This window comes from Stenotrophomonas sp. SRS1 (genome assembly GCF_026130205.1).
GTDB lineage: Bacteria > Pseudomonadota > Gammaproteobacteria > Xanthomonadales > Xanthomonadaceae > Stenotrophomonas > Stenotrophomonas rhizophila_B.
This window is the reverse complement of record NZ_JAINFD010000005.1, coordinates 221,929-242,542: the sequence shown is the minus strand read 5'-3', so window position 1 is coordinate 242,542 and position 20,614 is coordinate 221,929. Positions and strand designations below refer to the sequence as shown.

The following is a 20,614-nucleotide window of genomic DNA, read 5'->3' as shown; positions in this document are numbered from 1 at the left end:
CATCCCTGGCCGTGTTCACTGCGCGTCGCAGTGGTCCCTTGGAGCCGGTGTCAGAGCTTCCAGCGCAGGTTCAACATCACATTGCGCGGTTCGCCCCAGTACACGCCGTTGTAGAAACCGACGTTGCTGAAGTATTTCTTGTCGAGCAGGTTGTTGACGTTGAGCTGCGCGGAGAAATTGTCATTGAAGCGGTAACCGGCGAACACATTGACCAGGTAGAACGCGTCCTGGCTCATCACCGCCGATTCGGTACGGCCGCTGATCGCGTAGTCGGCGCGCGGCTTGGTGCTGTTGCGGTAGATCCGGCTCTGCCAGGTCACGCCGCCGCCCAGCGAGAGGCGGTTCCACTCACCGCTCGGGCGCCAGCTGGTGTTGAGCCGGAACGTGTCCACCGGGTTGGCGGTGTTCTGCGCCACGCCAGCCTGGTTGCGGATGGTGGTGTGCGCGAACCCGGCCGACAGGTTCCAGTTCTCGGTCAGGCTGCCCTGGGCCTCCAGTTCCCAGCCCTTGACCTTGTTGCCCTTGCCGGTGGACCGGTAGGCACTGCCGCCATCGGGCAGCGAGGCGGCCGGCACTGAATCGTCGAGTTCGGCGACATTGTCCTTCTCGCCCTTGAACACGGCGGCGGAGGTGTTCAGGCGGCCACCGAAGAATTCACCCTTCAGACCGGCCTCCCACATGTCGCCGACTACCGGCTCCAGGTAGTCGTTGTTCTTGTCGCGGTAGTCCTGCGGCTGGAAGATATCGGTGTAGCTGGCATAGGCGCTGAACTGCCTGCTGAAGTCGTAGACCAGGCCGAAATAGGGCGTCAGCGAATCGTCCGGCTTGTAGCCGCCGCGGGTGGTGCCGGTGCGGTTGCCGGCCGCATCGTTGGTGTAGCGCCAACTGCGGGTCTCCCAGCTGCCATAGCGCGCGCCGAGCACGGCCAGCAACGGATCGGCCAGCTGCAGGCGGGCGGCCACGTAGGCGGCTTTCTGCGTCAGCTCGTTCTCCGAGGCCAGCCAGTCATGCCGGGTGAGCGGCAACGGGGCGACGTCACCGGTCCAGGTGCGCCAGTCCGGTACCACGTCGTAGCCCGGCGGCTGCGTGAATTCCGAGGCAGGCGATTCGCCCTTGCGAACCGACTGACCGAGGCCGAATACCAGTTCATGCTCGCGGCCGAACAGCTGGAAGGTGCCGCTGGCGTTGAGGTCGAACACGTTCATTTCGCTGCGTTCGGCGAAATGCGAGAGGTAGGCGCGCACACCGGTCCCATCCGGCGCGGGATAGCCCTGCGCGCCGTACCAGACGTCGCCATCGGTGTTGCGCTTGGCCTGGGTCGCGCTGGCCTTGAGAGACCAGCCGTTGCCGAGCTGCTGCTCCAAGCGCACGAAGGTGGTCTTCTCCACGATCGGCCAGCTGCTCCAGCTTGCCGACAGGTTGGTCGAGCGCGGCAGGTTGGCCGGCGTGCCGTCCGGACCCCAGTACGGCACCACGCCCCAGGTCACGCCCTTGGTTTCCGGCGACTGGTAGTCATAGCCCACTTCGAACAGGGTGCTGTCGGTCAGGTCGGCCTGCACGATGCCGTAGAACACATCCTTGTCCAGACGGTACACATCGCGGAAGGAATCGCTCTGCTGCTTGGCGGCGACGAAGCGCGCACGCACGCGGCCGTCCAGCGCGACCGGGCCGCCGATGTCCGCTTCCAGGCGCTGGTTGCCCCAGCGGCCCAGGGTCAGGCCGGCGCTCATCGCCATCTCCTGGGTCGGGCGCTTGCGGACCATGTTGATGGTGCCCGACGGGTCGCCGGCACCGGTGGTCAGGCCGGTCGCGCCGCGGACCACTTCGATGCGCTCGTAGATCGCGCTGTCGGTGTTGGTCTTGAGCGAGCCACCGAAGGTATTGAGCATCCCGTCGATCTGGAAATTGGTGATGCTGTAGCCACGCGAGATGTAGTTGATGCGCTCCGAATCGGTGACCGATACATGCACGCCGGTGACCTGGCCCATCACATCCGACAGCGCGTACAGGCCCATGTCGTCCAGACGCTGGCGGGTCAGCACGGTGACCGACTGCGGGGTGTGGCGCAGCGACAGGTTCAACTTGGTGGCGGTGCTGGCCTGCTTGACCGTGTAGGCGTTCGGGATCTCGCCATCGGCGGTCACCTTGATCGTGTCCAGCGTGGTCGCATCGCTTGGTTCGGCCTCGGCGAACGCCGGCAGCGCCGGGCCGGCGAGGGCAGCAACGAGGGCGATCGCCAACAGCGATGGCCGGGACAACGGTGAAGCAGACGAGCAGGGCATGGCAACACTTCCAGTGTGGGAGAACGTCAGCGCGCCAGGCACAGCGGCGCTGCCGAAGGCAGCAGGGCAGGCAGGGCAGGCGGATCAGGAGGTGTACACGGGGCGTTGCGCGGGGAAGCCGTCATGCATCCGGGCGCGGATTGGCTGGGCGTACAGTCGATCAGAGAATGATAGTCATTATCATTTCGTTAGACAAGCGTTATGGCACTGTCCAACGCCATGCAAGGCCGTGCGCTGGCGTATGTGTGGAGGCCCGCAGCCACCGTCGTCTGCGTGTCACTGCCGGGCAACATCGCGTCAACAGACTGTGAGGATGTCGTGACACACCGTCGCGCCCACCCCCACCTGTTCGTTCGCGGAGTCGTCAGTGAATCGTTGTGCCCTTGCTGTTGCGGTGCTGTCCGTCCTTACCTTCGCCACGGCCGCCGATGCGCGCGCCGAGGCCGCCCCGGCAGGGAATGCCGCGGCCCCCGCCACCCTGGACACGATGATCGTCACCGGCACGCGCGGCAGCAACCGCACGCAGTTCGACACGCTGGCCCCGGTGGACGTGTTCTCGCAGGAAGAGATCCAGGCGATCGAATCCTCCGACCTCAACGACGTGCTGGCGCAGTTGGTGCCTTCGTTCGTGGTCCAGCGCATGCCGATGAACGACGGGCTTGTGTTCGTGCGGCCGGCCACGCTGCGCGGCCTTTCGCCGGACCAGACCCTGGTGCTGGTCAACGGCCGCCGCTTCCATCGCTCGGCGCTGCTGGGCGCGCGAGGCGCGCAGGGCCCGGACCTGGCACAGATTCCGGTGCATGCGATCCAGCGCATCGAAGTCCTGCGCGATGGCGCGTCGGCGCAGTACGGCTCGGACGCCATCGCCGGGGTGATCAACATCATCCTGGACGACCGCGTCGGCGGGGAACTGTCGCTGGGCCTGTCCGAATACAGCGAAGGCGATGGGACCGGTCGCAAGATCGGCGGCCGCCACGGCTTCGCGCTGGGTGACAAGGGCAGCCTGTCGCTGTTCGCCGACTGGGACAAATCCAATGCGACCTCGCGCAGCCGCCAGCGCGCCGATGCGATCGCCTTCCAGAACGCCCACCCGGATCTGGTCGTACCCGATCCCGTGCAGCGCTGGGGCCAGCCGGACCTGGAAAACCGCCATTTCGGCTTCAACCTCAACCTGGCCTTGAATGACAGCGTCGATCTGTACGGCTTCGGTCTGTACGGCCACGGCGAGGGCATCAGTGATTTCAACTGGCGCAATCCCGATGGCACCGCCTCGGTCTACAACCGCAGCCGTGTGTTCCCCGGCTGGGATGCGCGCAGCCTGTACCCGACCGGCTTCAGCCCGAAATACGGCAACGAACAGGACGACCTGCAGGGCGTGCTCGGTCTGCGCGGCTACTGGGGCGAACGCTGGCGCTGGGATGTGAGCGGCTCCTACGGGCGCAACCGCATCGACTACACGCTGGGCAACTCGATCAATGCCTCGCTCGGCCCGGACAGCCCCACCTCGTTCTACCTCGGGCGCCTCTCGCAGGAAGAGAAAAACCTCAACGCGGATATCGTCTATTCGCTGCCGGTCAGCGCGCTGGCCGCACCGATCAACATCGCCTTCGGCGCCGAGACGCGCGAGGAAACCTACGGGGTGGATGCGGGTGATCCGGCGTCGTATGCGATCGGGCCTGGGGCGGTCACCGGCCTGGCCGGGGGTGCCAACGGTGCGCCGGGCTTCAGCGCGGCCAATGCCGGGCGCTGGAGCCAGCGCAGCCGCGCGGCCTACATCGATGTCGAAGCGCCGTTGACCGCGCGCTGGACGGTCGGCGCAGCCACCCGCTACGAGCACTTCTCGGCCTTCGGTGAGAGCGTGGACGGCAAGCTCTCCAGCCGCTTCGAGTTCACTCCTGACCTGGCCGTGCGCGGCTCGGTCTCCACCGGCTTCCGCGCGCCAACGCCCGGCCAGCTGTACACCCAGAGCACCCAGCAGGGCCTGGATACCGTGACCCTGCAGGTGTTCACCACCGGCCGCCTGTCGCCCAGCGATCCGCTCGCGATCCAGCTCGGTGCCCAGCCGCTCAGGCCGGAGCAATCGCGCACCGCCTCGCTCGGCCTGACCTGGAAGAACGACCTGGGCTTCTCCGGCTCGGTGGACCTGTACGACATCAAGGTCACCGACCGCTTCAGCCAGTCGGCCTCGTTCGCGGTGCCGGCCGGCGTGCCCAACCCGCTGGCGTACACCTCGGTGAGCTTCTACACCAACGATTTCGACACCACCACGCGCGGTGTCGATGTGGTCGCCAGCCACACCACCGCACTTGGCGCGGGACGACTGAGCACCACGCTGGGCTACAACTACAACCAGACCCAGGTGGACAGCGGTGCCACCGGCGTGGCCACCAATGAAAGCCAGCGCCGCATCTTCGAAGAGCGCCTGCCGCGGCAGAAGGCCACGCTCAGCAGCACCTACGCGTGGGGGCGCTTCAGCGTACTCGGCAAGCTGCGATACTACGGGGCATGGACAGACTCTTCGGGCAATGCCACGGGCGATATCTTCCAGCGCTTCGGGGCGATGAGCTTCGTCGATCTGGCGGTGAGCTGGAACGTCACCGAGCAGCAGACGCTGCGGATCGGCGCGGACAATCTCTTCGACCGCTATCCCGACGAGGCCAGCTTCCAGGCCAGCCGTGGGCTGATCTACTCGCGGAACGCGCCGTATGACACCGACGGCCGCAACCTTTACGCCGAATACCGGATCCGTTACTGATGGACCGGCAACGACGACACCTGCTGCGTGGCGCACTGGCCCTGCCAGTCGCCGCGGCGCTGTCCGGTGCGACCGCCATGGGCGCTGAGCCGATGGCCCTGCCGGCGGTGGGCACGCGCACGCCGGCCGAGCTGGCCGCCGACGAAGGCTGGTGGGCACAGATCCGCGCGCTGTATGACCTCACCGACGAGGTCGTGATGCTGGACAACGGCTACTGGGGCGCGATGGCGCGCCCGGTGCTGCAGGCCTACCAGCAGGCCACCGCCACGGTGAATGCCGGCAACGCCTGGTTCGGGCGGCTCGCGTTTCCACCGCTGTTTGAACAGGCCCGCGTGCGTCTTGCGCAGGTGCTGGGTGTTGAGACCGACGAGATCGTACTCACCCGCGGTGCCACCGAGGCGATGCAGGTGCTGATCGGCAGCTACAGGGGGCTGTCGCCGGGCGATGCGGTGATGTACGCCGACACCGACTACGACAGCATGATCAGCGCAATGCAGTGGCTGCAGGCGCGGCGCGGTGTTCAGCCGGTGGCCATCACGTTGCCCGAGCCGTTCGACCACGACAGCATCGTGGAGACCTACCGCCGCGCGCTGGCCGCCAACCCGCGCGTGCGCCTGCTGTTGCTGACCCACGTCAACCACCGCAACGGCATGCTGCTGCCGGTCGCCGAGATCGCCGCGATGGCCAGAGCGGCAGGTGTGGAGGTGGTGCTTGATGCGGCGCATGGCATCGGCCAGGTGGATATGCCGCTGCGCGCGCTGGGCGTGGATTTCATCGGGATCAACCTGCACAAGTGGATCGGTGCGCCGGTCGGCGTCGGCGCGGTGTACGTGCGGCGCGGGCGGGTGCGTGATCTGGATCCGTACATGGGCGAGCAGGACCACGACGACATCCGTACCCGCGTTCACACCGGCACGGTCAATTTCGCGGCGTACATGGCGCTGCCGGCCGCACTGGACCTGCACGAGCGCATCGGCGTGGCCAACAAGCGGGCGCGCCTGCTGCGCTTGCGCAATCAGTGGATGGATGCGTTGCGCGGTGACGAACGCATCCAACTGCTCGGCTCGGACGACCCGCGCCTGTCCAGCGCGATCACCTCGTTCCGGCTGCGCGGACAGACCACGATGCGCGACAACACGGCTACCTCGCAGCGGATGGTCAAGCAGTCCGGCGTGTTCGTGGTGCCGCGCGAAGGGCTGGCTTCGGGCGCCTGTCTGCGGGTGACGCCGGGCATCTTCAGCACGCCGGCGCAGATGGAGGCATTGGTGGTGGCGGTGCGCGCGGTCGCGGGCTGAGCTACCCAACGGCGCTGCCGGGCTGGCTCGGCAGCGTCTCTGCAGGTGACATCAACGGGCAGCGCAGGCCTGTGCAACGGCGTCGTTGATGCGTTGCGGCGCGCTTTGTCCACTCAGGGTTTCAGCAAGATCGCGGCGGAAGCGCAGTTCATCGCACTTCTCCGGATCGGCGGCGCTGCTGATCACCGTGCCTCGGACGGGGGGCTGACCACGACCGGCATCGGCCTGCATGCGCTTGCGGGCGACATACAGATCGCGCTCGGCGCGGGTGCGCTCTTCCCAGGTCAGGTTCGGGTCTTTGACGATCGGGCGGGTCACCCCGGTGTCCTGATGGGCTGGGCAGGGCACGGTCTGGTAGATCGTCTGCGTGCCCTCCTGGCACTTGTACACGCGCTGGGCATACGCATTGCCGGCCAGCGCACACAGCGCCAGCATTGTCGCGGTCCTTCTCATGGCTCCCCCGTCGGGCCCCCTTGGCCCGGAATGCGCGCGAGCATACCCGGTTGGTCCGTCAAAAACACCGGTCGCGCATCTACCCGCTGCTTACCAGCGGAACCACACCGTCAGTGCATGCAGGATCACGCCGATCAGGCCACCGACCAGGGTGCCGTTGAAGCGGATGAACTGCAGGTCGCGGCCGACGCTCAGTTCCAGCTGCTCGACCAGATGGCGTTCGTCCCAGCTTTTGACGGTCTGCGCGATGTGCTCGGTGACGCCGCTGCGCAGCCGCGTGGTCAGGCGCTCGGCACCCTCCATCAGGTGCTGGTTGAGCGCTTCGCGCAGTGACGGGTCGGCCTGCAGCGCCTCGCCCACGGAGGCCAGGCTGCGGCGCAGGTGACCGGCCAGTGCGGAGTCTTCGCTGGCCAGGTCGGCACGCAGGCTGGCGTGGATGCGCGCCCACAGGCCCTGCACGTACTCCTGCACGGCCGGGTGGTCGATGACCTGCTGCTTGAGCTGTTCCACCTTCTCGGCCAGGGCCGGGTCTTCGCGCAGCCGCTGGATGTAATCGCTCAGCCAGGTCTCGTAATCGCGCCGCAGCGGATGCTCGGGCTGGGCCAGGATCTGCTGCAGCTCTTCCAGCACCGCATGCGCCAGGCGCTCGGCGAGGGTGTCGCCGATCTCATCGATCGGTTTGACCCAGTTGACCGTGCTGGCCAGCTTGGGCCACTCGCGCTGGATGTAGCCCACGATCAACGTGGACGCGCGATCTTTGACCTTGTCGTTGCCCAGCCATTCGCTGATCCGGGTCAGGCCTTCGTCCAGCACGCGCTGGTGGCGGTTGTCGGCGGTGAGCAGGCCGAGCAGTTCCCCCGCGGTGGCCGCCGCATTCCACTGCCGCAGCTGCTGGATCACAAAGCCCTGGATGCTGCGCCGGACGGCGGCCTCATCCAGGAAGTCCAGCGCCTGCAGCGCCCAGCCGCGCGCCATGTCGGCCAGCATTCGGGCCCGGGCGGGTTCAGCCAGCCAACTGCCCAGACGGCTGGCCGGATCGAACACCTGCAGCCGGGCCAGCAGGGCCTGCGGTTCCAGGAACTGGTCGCGCACGAACAGCGCCAGGCTGTCGGCGATCCGGTCCTTGCTGCGCGGGATGATCGCGGTATGCGGGATGGGCAGGCCGAGCGGGCGCCGGAACAGGGCCACCACCGCGAACCAGTCGGCCAGCGCGCCGACCGCGGCAGCCTCGCAGAAGGCCGAGACCCAGGCCCAGATCCCGCGTTCGCCGTGCCAGTGGCTGACCGCGAAGCCGGCCAGCATCGCCACCAGCATGGCCAGGGCGATCAGTTTGAGCCGGCGCAGCTGGGCGCGGCGCGGGTCGGGAGGGGAGGTGGGCGTCATTGCAGCAGTTTAACGACCCCGGCATGAGCAACAGGTAGTGCCGGCCAGCGGCCGGCACTACACCGGATCAGGCGTCGGCCATCTCGCTGTCCGCCACCTGCCTGCGCAGCGCGGACAGCTGCTGGCGCAGGGTGTCGTTTTCCAGGGTCAGCGCGATGATGCGCTGGCGCAGCTCGGCCGGGCCTTCGCCCAGTGCGTTGAGCGCATCGGCGATCTCGGCGGCGCGGCTGGGGTCGACCTCGGCGTCGCCATCGGCACTGTGCAGCACCTCCTGGACCGGCTTGCGCGGCTTGCGCTTGGACTCGCGCACGCGCTTGGCGGCCTGCTTGAGCTCGTCCTTGCCGGCGGCGGCCGCGGCGCGCTGTTCGTCTTCGGGCAGGTCGGCCACGGCGGCTGCGGCGCTGATCGAGATCACACCGGTCTTGACTGCTTCCACCAGTTCGGGCGCGGCCTGCTTGTGGATGCGCTCGATCATCGTCACCTGGCTGCTGCTCAGGCGCGCTTCGCGCGCCATGTCGGCGCGGCTGACCTTCGGCGCGGCGGCCCATGGCGGGCTGTCCTCGTCACCGGCATCTGCCGGGCCGCTGATCTCGCCGTCGCTTTCCTTCTGCAACTGGGCCTGATCGGCACGGTGGCGCTCGGCCAGGATGTCGCGCTTGCGCAGCGCCAGCACGCCGCGCTGGAAATCGGACACGCTGCGGCGGCCCAGGTGCTGTTCGATCATCCACAGGTGGACGTCATCCATCGACTGGAAGCGGGTGTTCTGGATCGTCTGGAACGGCAGGCCGTGCTTCTGGCAGATGCCGTAGCGGTTGTGGCCATCGACCAGCACCTCGCCCCACAGCACCAGCGCATCGCGGCAGCCCTCGGCGAGGATGCTGCGCTCCAGCGCGTCATGCTCGTCCTGCGTCAGCGGGTCGATGTAGGCCTTGAGTTCTTCTTTGACGACAATGTCCATGCAATCCGGTACGCGAGCGAAACGTGACCGACCATTGTAAGGATCGCGGCGGTCGCCGTCGTCGCCGGCGGATTCAGGCTCAGCCGGTGGCGCGGATCATGTCGCCCAGCACGTCCACGATGCGGTCGATGTGGCTGCGCTCCAGGATCAGCGGGGGCGACAGGGCGATCACGTCGCCGGTGCAGCGCACCAGCAGTTGGCCGTCGCGGAAGCAGCGCTCGAACACCTCGTAGCCACGCGCGCCGGGGGCATCCTTGCGTGGCATCAACTCGACCGCACCGATCAGCCCGAAGTTGCGGATGTCCACCACGTGCGGCAAGCCGCGCAGGCTGTGCAGCCGTTCCTGCCAGTAGTCACCCAACTCGATGGCGCGCTCGAACAGATGCTCCTCGGCGTAGGTATCCAGGGCAGCGAGGGCCGCTGCGCAGGCAAGCGGGTGGCCGGAATAGGTGTAGCCATGGAAGAACTCGATCGCAGCCGCCGGCCCTTGCATGAAGGCGCCGTGGATCGCATCGCTGGCCAGCACTGCGCCCATCGGCACCGCGCCATTGGTCAGCCCCTTGGCCAGGGTCATCAGCTCCGGGGTGACGCCGAAGCGCTGCGCGGCAAAGGCGTTGCCAACCCGGCCGAAACCGGTGATCACCTCATCGAAGACCAGCAGGATGCCGTGCTGGTCGCAGATCTCGCGCAGGCGCTGCAGATAGCCCGGCGCGGGCAGGATCACCCCCGCCGAGCCGGCGATCGGCTCGACGAACACCGCCGCGATGGTGGACGCATCGTGCAACGCGATCAAACGTTCCAGGTCTTCTGCGAGTTCGGCGCCGTGGCGCGGCAGGCCGGGGCTGAAGGCATTGCGCTCCAGATCGAGCGTGTGGCGCAGGAAATCGCTGCCGGCCAACAACGGCCCGAACGTCTTGCGGTTGTTGGGCAGGCCGCCGATCGACAGGCCGCCGAAGCCCACGCCGTGATAGGCCTTCTCGCGGCCGATGAAGCGGGTGCGATGGCCCTCGCCGCGCAGGCGGTGGTAGGCCAGGGCGATCTTCATGGCGGTGTCGACTGCTTCGGAGCCGGAGTTGGTGAAGAACGCATGGTTCAAGCGGGCCGGTGCCAGTGCAGCCAAGCGCTCGGCCAGCACGAACGGCAACGGCGAGCCCATCTGGAACGGTGGCGCGAAATCCAGCGTGGCCGCCTGCTGCTGGATCGCCTGCACGATCCGCGGCCGCGCATGGCCGGCGTTGCAGCACCACAGGCCGGCCGCGCTATCCAGGATCGGACGGTCGTCGATGTCGTGGTAGTACATGCCCTCGGCGCGTACCAGCAGACGCGGGGCGGCCTTGAACTGACGGTTGGCGGTGAACGGCATCCAGTAGGCATCCAGGTCTGCGGGTGCCTGGCTGGCCAGAGTCGACAACGACGAATCGGAACGAGGCATGAGGCACTCCGCAAGGGCGCGATGGTCACGACTTTATCGCACTCCCCTCACGTCAACCCGTGACGGCGCCGGGTATAACCGCTTTACCCGGATGAGTAAATGAGGACGACGCCGATGACCACCGCACGCACCCGTGACGACTGGCAGCGCCAGGCCGATGCACTGACCTTCCAAGGCCAGGCGTTCATCGATGGGCGCTACGTCGATGCGGCCAGCGGCGCACGTTACGACTGCATCAGCCCGATCGATGGCCGCGTGCTGGTGCAGGTGGCCGATGCCGATACGGCGGACGTCGACCGTGCGGTCGCGGCGGCACGGCGCAGTTTCGATGCGGGCGACTGGTCGCGGGCTGCGCCCTCGCACCGCAAGCAGGTGCTGCTGCGGCTGGCCGATCTGGTTGAACAGCATGCCGATGCGCTTGCGTTGCTGGAAACCCTGGACATGGGCAAGCCGGTGCGCGACGCACGCCAAGGTGATCTTGCCGGTGTGTTGCGTTGCCTGCGCTGGACCGCCGAGGCGGTGGACAAGGTGTATGGCGAAGTCGCCCCGACCGCGCTCGACACGCTGGGCCTGATCACCCGCGAGCCGGTGGGCGTGGTGGCGGTGATCGTGCCGTGGAACTTCCCGCTGCTGATGGCGACGTGGAAGATCGCGCCGGCCTTGGCGGCGGGCAATTCCGTGGTGCTCAAACCCTCCGAGCGCTCGCCGCTGAGTGCGATCCGGCTGGCGGCGCTGGTGGCCGAGGCGGGGGTGCCTGATGGTGTGTTCAACGTGCTGCCGGGCCACGGCGAGCGCACCGGCGAACCGTTGGCGCTGCACATGGATGTGGATGCGCTGGCGTTCACCGGGTCTACCGCCGTGGGCCGCCGGTTGCTGCAATGCGCCGGGAAATCGAATCTCAAGCGGACCTGGCTGGAGTGCGGCGGCAAGAGCCCGAACCTGGTGTTCGCCGACGCGCCCGATCTGGACAAAGCTGCGCAGGCTGCAGCCACCGCGATCTTCTACAACCAGGGCGAGGTGTGCACGGCCGGCTCGCGTTTACTGGTCCAGCGCTCGATCAAGGACGCTTTCGTGGCACGGGTGCTGGCGTATGGCCGGCATATGCAGCCGCAGCATCCCTTCGAGCCGGACGCCGCGATGGGCGCACTGGTCGACGAGGCGCATGCAGGCCGCGTGCTGGATTACGTAGCACGCGGTGAGGCCGATGGTGCGCGCCTGCTGCTGGGCGGCAAGCGGCTGGAGGTCGTGCCCGGCGGCAGCTACGTGGAGCCAACGGTATTCGACGAGGTCGATCCGCAGCACACCATCGCCCGCGAGGAGATCTTCGGGCCGGTGCTGTCGGTGCTCACCTTCGATCACGAAGATGATGCGCTGCGCATGGCCAATGATTCGATCTACGGGCTGGCCGCCGGTGTGTGGACACGCGACCTTGGCCGGGCACATCGGGTGGCACGCGGGCTGCGGGCCGGCAGTGTCTGGGTGAACCAGTGGGATGGCGGCGACATGACCGCGCCGTTCGGGGGCTACAAGCAGTCCGGTATCGGCCGCGACAAATCCCTGCACGCCTTCGACAAGTACACCGAACTCAAGGCGACCTGGATCCATCTGGGCGGGTAACGCCGGTCAGCAGTCCTGGTCTTGACGGATGAGTGAGTCGCGCAGCAGGTCGCGGTCCATCTCATCCACGGCGTTGCGCAGGTAGTCGATCTGCTGCCGGGTCAGGCGGCACTGGTCCACCGTATAGCCCGGTGGCCATGCGCCGATCAGCTGGAAGATGCCGTGCACGATCTGCTCCGGGGTCATCCCGGCCTTCATGCGGAAGCGCTTGGGTCTGGGCTGGAATGCCGGGTGTACCTCGCGGTCGCCCAGCACACGCGGAACCAGCGAGGCGGCATCGATACCGCTGCCTGTCAGCGAGCCCGGCACGCTCAGGTCCAACGCGGTGCGTGGCGCCTGCGGATCCACCGCCGCAGCATGCGATGTGATGGTTGGCGTGGCCACACGTGGCGCGGGCACACTCGGCGAGGCGGCGGGCTGCGGTATGGGGGGCGAGGGAGTCGCCGAGGGTGGGGGAGCCGGCGCAGGCAGCGGCCGCGGCAGCCAGTACACCGCCAGGCGGGCCTCCTCGGCGGTGCCGTTGGCGGCTGGTGAACGCAGCAGCACGCCCAGCATCAGCCCGTGTACAACGATCACCACCACGATGGCGGCGGGCTGCGCCCAGCGCGAGGCGTTGGCACTCTTCCGTGAGGCTGACATCCGGGACCGTCCTGGTGGGGTGACCGCGTTCAGACCCTGTGTCGCCGGGGAAGTTCCTGTCGGATGCGCAGGTCGCCGACCGGGTCACAGGCTGACAGTCTCGTCTGCAACCATCGCGGCAGGCATGGGGTGGGCGTGGCAGAATCCGGCAGCTGCCCTTTTCTGCGTACCCGATGTCCACACCTGCTGTCGCCCCTGTCGTGAACTCTCCCCGCCGCATCCTGCTGGCGAGCCTGATCGGCACCACCATCGAATTCTTCGATTTCTACATCTACGCCACCGCGGCGGTGCTGGTGTTCCCGCACCTGTTCTTCCCGGAGAGCAGCGATGGTGCGGCGATGCTGCAGTCGCTGGCGACCTTCGCGGTGGCCTTCATCGCGCGGCCGGTCGGCTCGGCGGTGTTCGGTCACTACGGTGACCGCATCGGGCGCAAGGCGACGCTGGTTGCTGCGCTGCTCACGATGGGCATCTCCACCGTGGCGATCGGCCTGCTGCCCACGCATGCCAGCATCGGGCTGGTGGCACCTGCGCTGTTGGCGCTGTGCCGGTTCGGCCAGGGCCTGGGGCTGGGTGGCGAGTGGGGCGGCGCTGTGCTGCTGGCCACCGAGAATGCGCCCCCCGGCAAGCGCGCCTGGTACGGCATGTTTCCGCAGTTGGGCGCACCGCTGGGCTTCCTGCTTTCGGCCGGTATCTTCCTGCTGCTGGGCCGTGCGATGAGCGACGCCGATTTCCTGCAGTGGGGCTGGCGCGTGCCGTTCCTGGCCAGTTCGCTGCTGGTCGGCATCGGCCTGTGGGTGCGCTTGAACATCCACGAGACTCCGCAGTTCCAGGCCGCGCTGGACCGCAACGAGCGGGTCAGGCTGCCGATGTGGACGGTGCTGCGCGAGCATCCGCTGACCTTGGTGCTGGGCACGTTGGGGGCGTTCGCCACCTTCGTGCTGTTCTACCTGATGACGGTATTCACCCTCGGCCATGGCACCACCGTGCTGGGCTACTCGCGCGAGCAGTTCCTGCTGCTGCAGATGGTCGGCATTCTGTTCTTCGCCGCGGGCATCCCGATCTCCGCGTTGTATGGTGACCGCTGGGGCACGCGCCGCACGATGATAGTGGCCAGCGGCCTGATCCTTGCCTTCGGCGTGGTGTTCGCGCCGCTGTTCCAGGCCGGCAGCCCGTGGCTCGTGCTCGGCTTCCTGTCGCTGGGTCTGTTCCTGATGGGCCTGACCTACGGCCCGTGCGGTACCTTCCTGGCCGAGATCTACCCGGTGCAGGTGCGCTATACCGGCGCATCCTTGTCGTTCAACCTGGCCGGCATACTCGGTGCCGCGCCGGCGCCCTATGTGGCGACGTGGCTGGCCGAACGCTACGGCCTGGTTGCGGTCGGCTACTACCTGTGCGTGACCGCACTGGTCACTATCGTCGCTTTGCTGGCGATGGGTCGGCGCCGACGCTGATCAGCGGAAGAACCGCTTGAGCGTGCGGCCCAGCCAACCGCCCTGCTGGTGCTCGCGCGCGAACTGGTTGAGGTGCTGTTTGACCTGCGGCGCGTAAGCCTTGTCATCGCCACGGATATGGTTGAACAGCCAGCGCGACAGCATCGTGCGCAGCTCTTCGGTGATGTCCTCGCCCGCCTGGAAGCGCAGCCGGTACTCGCTCACGCGCTTGCCGAAAATCTCGTGCACGCGCTTGTGCGCCGAGCAGAACGGATAGCCGGCTTCCTCCATCAGCTCTTCTTCGAAGGCGAAATGGGACATGGTGTAGTCCACCAGTTCGTCGATCACTTCGGCCACCGCCAGGCGCTCCAGGCTCTTCTGGGCGACGTGCAGGTGGTTGAGCATCTCCACGATGCGCATGTGCTGGTGATCGATGACATCGATACCGATGTTCAGATCGTCCTGCCAGACCAGAAGTGCCATGGTGCGTTCCCCGCGCTGTTCAACTGGGGGCGACTCTAGGCACTCGATCCGACGGCCGCGTTGATCTGGATCAAAGCACCGGTTCGGGCTCGCGGGTGAGCGCGCTCGTAGCGACGGTCGCGCAGTGGACCCGGTTGCGGCCGCCGGCCTTGGCCAGGTACAGCTGACGGTCGGCTTCGGAGATCAGACGGTGCAGCGAGTCGTGCTGCGGGCGAAGGCAGCACAGGCCGATGCTGACGGTCATGCGCAGCGTGGCATGGCCGACATCCACCGCCAGCGCCGCGATGGCTTGGCGCAGCTGTTCGAAGTACGCCACAGCCCGTTCGGTGTCCAAACCCGGCACCAGCAGGCAGAACTCCTCACCGCCGAACCGCGCGATCAGATCTTCATGGCGGGCATGGCCCGCCACCGCGGCGGCCACCGCACGCAGCGCATCGTCGCCGGCCTCGTGGCCGTGGGTATCGTTGATGTGCTTGAAGTGGTCGATGTCGATCATCGCCACCGCCACCTGCTCGCCGTCCAGCTGCAGCTGCGGCAGCTGGCGCTGGCTCTGCTCCAGGAAGCAGCGCCGGTTGGGCAGGCCGGTCAGGAAATCGCGGGTGGCCAGGTCCTGCAGCGTACCGATCAGCTCAAGCTGGTCCACGTTCTGCGACACGCGGCAGAAGAACTCCTCGCGTGAGAAGGGCTTGCGCAGGAAGTCATTGGCACCGTTCTTGAGGAAGCGCGGGATCAGCGATGGATCGGAGTTGCCGGAAATCCCGATCACCGCGAGTTTGTCGCGCGACCGCATCGTACGCAGGCGACGGGTGAACTCCACGCCCTCCATGCCGGGCATTTCCTGGTCGACCACCGCCAGCCGGATGGCCGGGTGCGCCTCGATCGCCTTGAGTCCCTCGGCGCCGTCGGCGGCTTCGTAGACATCATGGCCGTACATGCGCAGCAGCGAGGCTGCGTACATCCGCGCCGACATCGAATCATCCACGACCAGCGCGGCGATGCGCCGGTTGCGCTCCAGCCGCTGCACCAGCCACACCAGATAGTCGATGCTGCCAGGGGTGTTCTTGAGCACGTAATCGATGATCTGCTGCTGCAGCACGCGCTTGCGCAGGTCCTCGTCGTATACGCCGCTGACCACCACCGTGCGCAGGCCGCGCGAGAGGAAGTAGTCCACCACGGTGTCGCGGTCGCCATCGGCCAGCACCAGCCCGGTCAGCACCAGGAACCAGCCCTGTTCCTCATCCAGCAACCGCCCGGCCTCGGACAGGCTGGTCGCCACCGAGACCGGCAGCTCCAGCCGCTGCTCGATCGCCTCGCGCAGCATGCTGGTGAACGTCCGCGAGTTTTCCACCAGCAGGATCCGCTGGGGCAGGGCATCACCGGGGTCGCTGAGAACAGCGCCCTGCAACAGTGCCGGCATGAGGCGTACGCTCGGTTCCGAGGGGGTCGGGACAGATAGCGGCGGTTTCACACGCAACTTTAGGGGGGGCGGGTGCTGCGTACTGTCGCAGCCTCGGCCCGGTTGCCCAGCGGACCGTCTTGCTGCGCCGGCGGCTCAGGCGGCCCGTGTTGATAGATGGATGGCCGCTTACGGTTACTATCGCTGAAGTTCCCCTCAACGTTTTAATCAGGAGGTAAATGTGCGCATTCCAAGGATTGTGGGTGTTGTGGGTATCGTGATTCTCGCGTCGGTTCCGATGGTTGGCATGGCGCAGTCAGATGATCACGGAGTCAAACTGGCGAAACGCGGGTTGGGACAGACGCAGCCATTGGCAGCGAATCTTAGCCAGGATTCAAATTGGCTGGTATATGGATTCGAGCGTGAAGGAATCACGTACTACCAGGTGAACGACCTTGCCGGCCGCGTGCACGTGATCATCGGAAATGCAGATGGCGTGTTCTGGGCATTGCCGGCTGGCGATGTTCCCGCGCGAGTGTCACTGCCGACGCTGCGCGTCCAGCCGCCGAGAGGCGCGAGGCGCTCCGAGGTGTACCGCGGCCCGCGCTTCTCGCTGGTGCTTTACGGGAGCGGCACTGATGCAGTCTGGTCGGTCGAGCCAGTGAACGGCAGCAACTAGGCCATCTGCAGCAGCATCAGGTGGAGTTTCATTGCCGCCTGGCGCACGACCTAATCTAGGCCTCAGTTGATGGCTCCGTGGTAGGCCTGCAGGTGATGCACTCACCTGCAGGTTCACGCTGCGGGGATATTCGCAGCTCACCCGCTGTTTCTCCAATGCAACTGTTCCGCTGTGTTCGTCTGAAAGGCGATTGATCCGCCGAGTCCGCAGGATGTCAGGTCAATGCCTGACTACTGCCGCGATCCGTCGTCTTAACGTATTCAACCGGGCTGCTATGCGCGGCGTCATGGGGAGCGGTTCGCGGCATTTCCAGAAGCACCATCCTGACCCGATTGCGACGGCACTGCACAACACCGCCATAGGCAAGGGCTCGCCCCGCGAGACGTTCAATCGCCATGGACATGGTGGTTTCGGAAAGCGCATATGCGGCATCCAGCAATGCCACGGTGACTACGATTCCCCGATATCGCCCAAACCGTCCGCAGCGTGCGCGTACCTGGATCTGACCCGACTCAGTCTCCAGCAACAGTGCCACGGCGTCGGTCATCGCACGGTAGGCAGCCAATTGCAGGCCAATACTCAATTGGCACGGATCCCCCTCCAGCCGGGGGCGGGTGACGCGATGGGTCAGCTCCCACGCTTCGCGTACGCCGCCAGCCTGCAGAGCAACATACAGGCCAAGGTGATCCAGGGCTGTCGGATAGACCATGCTGGTCTGCGCACGGAATTGCCGCGAATGCACGACAGCTGTGTGGAGTAATCCTCCGGCGATCTCGTGGTGCCCCTGCAGCTTCAGCCAGTTCACAACTTCATTGAGGGAGATGTCCATGCCATCCCCGATCTTTCTCAAGTCAAGAGCGCGTTCGCGAAGCCCCATTTCGCTTGCCACATGAGAGTTTCTAGCCAATTTGATCGCGTTCTTCTCGCCGTCGTCGCGAATCTTGTAGTGGTGGTAGTAGTACGTGATGCGTGAGCCGAGGACCAGCAGTGCGACGCCCGTGATGGCCATGATCAGCTGCGTTGTAAAGGCATGAGGATCGAAAGACGATGGGTAAGGCTTAGGCGTAGTAAGGCCGATGATGAGGTTCAGCACCGGTACCGCGATGGCAGCACCACGCCAACCTAATATGCACGTCAGCGCGATGGCTGGAAGCGCCATCAGCACCTGGAGGCTGGTTCTCGCGGTCGCTGAATCGGCAGGGAGGAACGCCGCAGAAACACCCAGTAACATCATCAGCCCGAGTGCCATGCCCGTAGGCTTGAGAAATCCCGCCGCCCAGTCGGACTCACTGCGCCGCCGTACCCAAAGCAATGCAAGGGGGGCTACCGTCAATATGCCGATGAAGTCGCCGGCTGCGTATCGCGCTACAGTCGCGACAAAGGCGTTGTCCGGTGGTGTCGGCCAAAGGAACTGCGAAAAACTGCGGTTTAGCAGAGAAATGGCAACTGCGGAGGATGCTGCGACGGAAATCAGCCATACGTTTGTCGTCGCTGCGATCATCTTGCGATGCAGGTGCACGATCAGCGCCACGATGGGCATCAAGAAAGCGGAGGCAAAAATGACCCAAGCCGTGCCGTACTTGTCCACCATCGGGTAGCGCAGCTGTGCGAAGTAGGCATATTCGCCGAGGATCAGGTAAGGCCACAGCCGCGGAGGGCACAGCAGCACCGCGGCGACACGTATGCCTGCTGGCAAGTAGAACTGATCAAGGGAAACTTGACGTGCGCCCCAGCACGCGAATGCATAGATGACGGCAAGGGCAAGCCCGATCGGCTCGATGCGCAGATTCAACTGAAGTCCATTTTTCCACCATTCTCCTCGCACCGGCTCCCCCTGTTCGTGCCGTCAACGTCCCTGTGTATCAATGCCGCGATCAGATTGGACGGTATATATCCGCGCCGGATTATGCAATTACGAAAGTGGCCGGGCGTGATGGCGACCACAGCGTCTGAGTTCACGCGCCGGCATGTGCCGCGCTCATAGGCGTGACACATATCTCATTTTTTTATGAAACTCTTCACGCTCGTCGTTGGGGGGCGTACTTGAGCTGCGCCGCGGACACGCAGACGATTCCCAGTGGTCGAGGCATGCCCATTTCAGCCACTGCAGGCCTTGATATGACGCATTCTCCCCACGTCGTTGCGCTGTGACGCGCGGCGTGCTCAGCAAGCGGGGGCGCTCCACACGGTCTGCTAGCACTGCCTGTTCTGGAGCTGCCCGGTAACGGAGCGCCCGCTTTCAGATGTCGCGCCGTGTCTCACTTTACCCGTGGTCGCCGAATGCCTCCTAAGCCCTCACCACAACGCGTCCCGAAGCTTGTACCAGGACATCGCCGCCACCAGTAGCGGGGTCCGCAGCATTCGCCCGCCAGGGAACGGCCGGTGCGGAATGCGTTCAAACACATCCAGGCGCTCGGCCTGCCCGGCGATGGCCTCGGCCAGCACCTGCCCGGCCAGCCCGGCAGCGGCTACGCCATGGCCCGAGAAGCCCTGCGCGAAATAGACATTCGGGGTCAGCCGGCCCCAGTGCGGGGCACGGTTGCGGGTGATGTCGACATAGCCGCCCCAGACGTACTCCAGCTCCACATCGGCCAGCTGCGGGAACACCGCGCGCATGCGCCGGGTCATGACCCCGCGCAGGCCCGGCGGGGGCAGCGCGGAGTAGCTGGCCTGGCCGCCGAACAGCAGGCGGTGGTCGCGGCTGAGCCGGAAATAGTCCAGCGCCCAGCTGACATCGGCCACGGCCATGTCATTGCGGATCAGGGACTGTGCCCGCGCCTGCCCGAGCACCGCACTGGCGCCGATATAGGTGCCGACCGGCATGATCCGCGATTCCAGCTCCGGCGCGATGCCTTCCAGCCAGGCATTGCCGGCGATCACCACGTGGTCGGCGGTTACCGTACCGTGCGCGGTGCGCAACTGCGGCCGCGCGCCACGGATCAGCTGCAGGACCGGGGACTGCTCGTGGATCACCGCCCCGGCACCCTCGGCCGCGCGGGCCAGGCCCTGTGCGTAAGCCAGGGGATGCAGATGCCCGCTGTGAGGGTCGAACATGGCCCCGCGGTAGCGCGGGCTGTCCAGCTGTTGGCGCAGTTGCGCGCGGTCCCACCATTGCAGGGGGTAGTCGTAGCGCTGTGCCAGATCGATCAGCCCGGCGCGCAGCATGCGCTCCTGGCGGGGCTTGATCGGCACGCTGGCGTGGCCGTCGCGCCAGTCGCAGTCGATCTGATGCCGGGCGATGCGGTCGCGCAGCAGGCGCATGCCGTCGCGCGAAAAGTCGAACAGCGCCCTCGCGTCCTCGGCGCCGACCAGGTCTTCAAGCGTGTCCACTTCGCAGCCATAGCCGACGATGGCCTGACCCCCGTTGCGCCCGGAGGCGCCCCAGCCGACCCGGTGGGCCTCCAGCAGCACGACGCGATAGCCGCGCTCGGCCAGGGTCAGTGCGGCGGACAGACCGGTGTAGCCGGCGCCGAGCACGCAGACGTCGGCGGTCGTGTCACCGGTCAGTGGCTGGCGCAGAGCGACCGCTGGCACGCTGTCGGCGTACCAGCTGGGCGCATGCGCCTCGCCGGCAGCGGTCATGCCGGGCACCGGCAGAAGGAGGGGAGGACAACAATCATGGACAGAGCATGCCAGCAACCGGCGCGCGGGACAGGGGGCAGTCTGTCGCAGCCACTGCCGCCGGCATGTGACGGATCATGCGCCGCCGATGTGGGGTCGTGTTGCGCAGGGTCTGCGCGCGGGGGTAACGTGATCGCAGGTCATCCGAGCATGACGCATGGTCTCGCCCCCTTGGGTCGGCCTGCCCACCG

15 protein-coding genes are annotated in these 20,614 nt (G+C 66.4%); 5 read left to right on the top strand and 10 right to left on the bottom strand.

Features of this window, described 5'->3' with window-relative positions; all coding sequences use genetic code 11:
- Window positions 1–50 precede the first annotated feature (50 nt).
- A complete protein-coding gene (locus K4043_RS18160) occupies window positions 51–2,282 on the bottom strand; it encodes a TonB-dependent siderophore receptor (protein ID WP_265310139.1) in 2,232 nt (743 codons plus the stop codon).
- 367 nt (window positions 2,283–2,649) lie between these two features.
- Here K4043_RS18160 and K4043_RS18155 point away from each other — a divergent pair, with 367 nt between their 5' ends.
- Together K4043_RS18155 and K4043_RS18150 are read left to right on the top strand one after the other, a co-directional pair.
- Entirely contained in the window at window positions 2,650–5,037 is a 2,388-nt protein-coding gene (locus tag K4043_RS18155; protein WP_265310138.1) for a TonB-dependent receptor, read from the top strand.
- Window positions 5,037–6,332, top strand: coding sequence for an aminotransferase class V-fold PLP-dependent enzyme (locus tag K4043_RS18150; protein ID WP_265310137.1), 1,296 nt, complete (start codon window positions 5,037–5,039; stop codon window positions 6,330–6,332). The genes K4043_RS18155 and K4043_RS18150 overlap by 1 nt, the downstream gene beginning before the upstream one ends.
- Window positions 6,333–6,383: 51 nt before the next feature.
- Here the strand turns inward: K4043_RS18150 and K4043_RS18145 are convergent, their stop codons facing one another.
- From K4043_RS18145 to K4043_RS18130, 4 genes are all read right to left on the bottom strand, one after another.
- The gene (locus K4043_RS18145; protein ID WP_123728813.1) at window positions 6,384–6,767 is read right to left on the bottom strand and encodes a hypothetical protein; all 384 of its coding nucleotides are present in this window, start codon (window positions 6,765–6,767) and stop codon (window positions 6,384–6,386) included.
- Between the two features lie 108 nt (window positions 6,768–6,875).
- A complete protein-coding gene (locus tag K4043_RS18140) occupies window positions 6,876–8,168 on the bottom strand; it encodes a DUF445 family protein (protein ID WP_265310136.1) in 1,293 nt (430 codons plus the stop codon).
- Between the two features lie 67 nt (window positions 8,169–8,235).
- Window positions 8,236–9,126, bottom strand: coding sequence for a plasmid replication/partition related protein (locus tag K4043_RS18135; RefSeq protein WP_265310135.1), 891 nt, complete (start codon window positions 9,124–9,126; stop codon window positions 8,236–8,238).
- 79 nt (window positions 9,127–9,205) lie between these two features.
- On the bottom strand, window positions 9,206–10,558 hold the full coding sequence (locus K4043_RS18130) for an aspartate aminotransferase family protein (RefSeq protein ID WP_265310134.1): 1,353 nt from the start codon (window positions 10,556–10,558) through the stop codon (window positions 9,206–9,208).
- Between the two features lie 114 nt (window positions 10,559–10,672).
- Here K4043_RS18130 and K4043_RS18125 point away from each other — a divergent pair, with 114 nt between their 5' ends.
- Window positions 10,673–12,175 carry an aldehyde dehydrogenase gene (locus tag K4043_RS18125; protein WP_265310133.1) on the top strand — a complete coding sequence of 501 codons (1,503 nt, stop codon included), beginning with the start codon at window positions 10,673–10,675 and terminating at the stop codon, window positions 12,173–12,175.
- A gap of 6 nt (window positions 12,176–12,181) precedes the next feature.
- On the opposite strand, the gene K4043_RS18120 is transcribed toward K4043_RS18125, so the two are convergent.
- Window positions 12,182–12,814: a hypothetical protein gene (locus K4043_RS18120; RefSeq protein WP_265310132.1), complete on the bottom strand. Its 633-nt coding sequence runs from the start codon at window positions 12,812–12,814 to the stop codon at window positions 12,182–12,184.
- A 173-nt stretch (window positions 12,815–12,987) separates the two neighbouring features.
- On the opposite strand from K4043_RS18120, the gene K4043_RS18115 reads away from it, so the two are divergent.
- Window positions 12,988–14,265: an MFS transporter gene (locus K4043_RS18115; protein WP_123728819.1), complete on the top strand. Its 1,278-nt coding sequence runs from the start codon at window positions 12,988–12,990 to the stop codon at window positions 14,263–14,265.
- On the opposite strand, the gene K4043_RS18110 is transcribed toward K4043_RS18115, so the two are convergent.
- Both K4043_RS18110 and K4043_RS18105 read right to left on the bottom strand, forming a co-directional pair.
- The gene (locus K4043_RS18110) at window positions 14,266–14,727 is read right to left on the bottom strand and encodes a bacteriohemerythrin (protein WP_265310131.1); all 462 of its coding nucleotides are present in this window, start codon (window positions 14,725–14,727) and stop codon (window positions 14,266–14,268) included. It abuts the gene before it with no gap.
- 70 nt (window positions 14,728–14,797) lie between these two features.
- Window positions 14,798–16,144, bottom strand: coding sequence for a diguanylate cyclase (locus K4043_RS18105; RefSeq protein WP_123728821.1), 1,347 nt, complete (start codon window positions 16,142–16,144; stop codon window positions 14,798–14,800).
- A gap of 247 nt (window positions 16,145–16,391) precedes the next feature.
- On the opposite strand from K4043_RS18105, the gene K4043_RS18100 reads away from it, so the two are divergent.
- On the top strand, window positions 16,392–16,802 hold the full coding sequence (locus tag K4043_RS18100) for a hypothetical protein (protein ID WP_260232173.1): 411 nt from the start codon (window positions 16,392–16,394) through the stop codon (window positions 16,800–16,802).
- 214 nt (window positions 16,803–17,016) lie between these two features.
- Here the strand turns inward: K4043_RS18100 and K4043_RS18095 are convergent, their stop codons facing one another.
- Window positions 17,017–18,594, bottom strand: coding sequence for an MASE1 domain-containing protein (locus K4043_RS18095; protein ID WP_321160155.1), 1,578 nt, complete (start codon window positions 18,592–18,594; stop codon window positions 17,017–17,019).
- A gap of 503 nt (window positions 18,595–19,097) precedes the next feature.
- A complete protein-coding gene (locus K4043_RS18090; RefSeq protein ID WP_265310129.1) occupies window positions 19,098–20,384 on the bottom strand; it encodes an FAD-binding oxidoreductase in 1,287 nt (428 codons plus the stop codon).
- Window positions 20,385–20,614 lie beyond the last annotated feature (230 nt).

Coding starts and splice junctions, on each gene's coding strand:
- K4043_RS18110 (WP_265310131.1), bottom strand. CDS start 14,727: ATGGCACTTCTGGTCTGGCAGGACGATCTGAACATCGGTATCGATGTC.
- K4043_RS18120 (WP_265310132.1), bottom strand. CDS start 12,814: ATGTCAGCCTCACGGAAGAGTGCCAACGCCTCGCGCTGGGCGCAGCCC.
- K4043_RS18130 (WP_265310134.1), bottom strand. CDS start 10,558: ATGCCTCGTTCCGATTCGTCGTTGTCGACTCTGGCCAGCCAGGCACCC.
- K4043_RS18090 (WP_265310129.1), bottom strand. CDS start 20,384: ATGACCGCTGCCGGCGAGGCGCATGCGCCCAGCTGGTACGCCGACAGC.
- K4043_RS18160 (WP_265310139.1), bottom strand. CDS start 2,282: ATGCCCTGCTCGTCTGCTTCACCGTTGTCCCGGCCATCGCTGTTGGCG.
- K4043_RS18115 (WP_123728819.1), top strand. CDS start 12,988: ATGTCCACACCTGCTGTCGCCCCTGTCGTGAACTCTCCCCGCCGCATC.
- K4043_RS18140 (WP_265310136.1), bottom strand. CDS start 8,168: ATGACGCCCACCTCCCCTCCCGACCCGCGCCGCGCCCAGCTGCGCCGG.
- K4043_RS18105 (WP_123728821.1), bottom strand. CDS start 16,144: ATGCCGGCACTGTTGCAGGGCGCTGTTCTCAGCGACCCCGGTGATGCC.
- K4043_RS18150 (WP_265310137.1), top strand. CDS start 5,037: ATGGACCGGCAACGACGACACCTGCTGCGTGGCGCACTGGCCCTGCCA.
- K4043_RS18125 (WP_265310133.1), top strand. CDS start 10,673: ATGACCACCGCACGCACCCGTGACGACTGGCAGCGCCAGGCCGATGCA.
- K4043_RS18135 (WP_265310135.1), bottom strand. CDS start 9,126: ATGGACATTGTCGTCAAAGAAGAACTCAAGGCCTACATCGACCCGCTG.
- K4043_RS18145 (WP_123728813.1), bottom strand. CDS start 6,767: ATGCTGGCGCTGTGTGCGCTGGCCGGCAATGCGTATGCCCAGCGCGTG.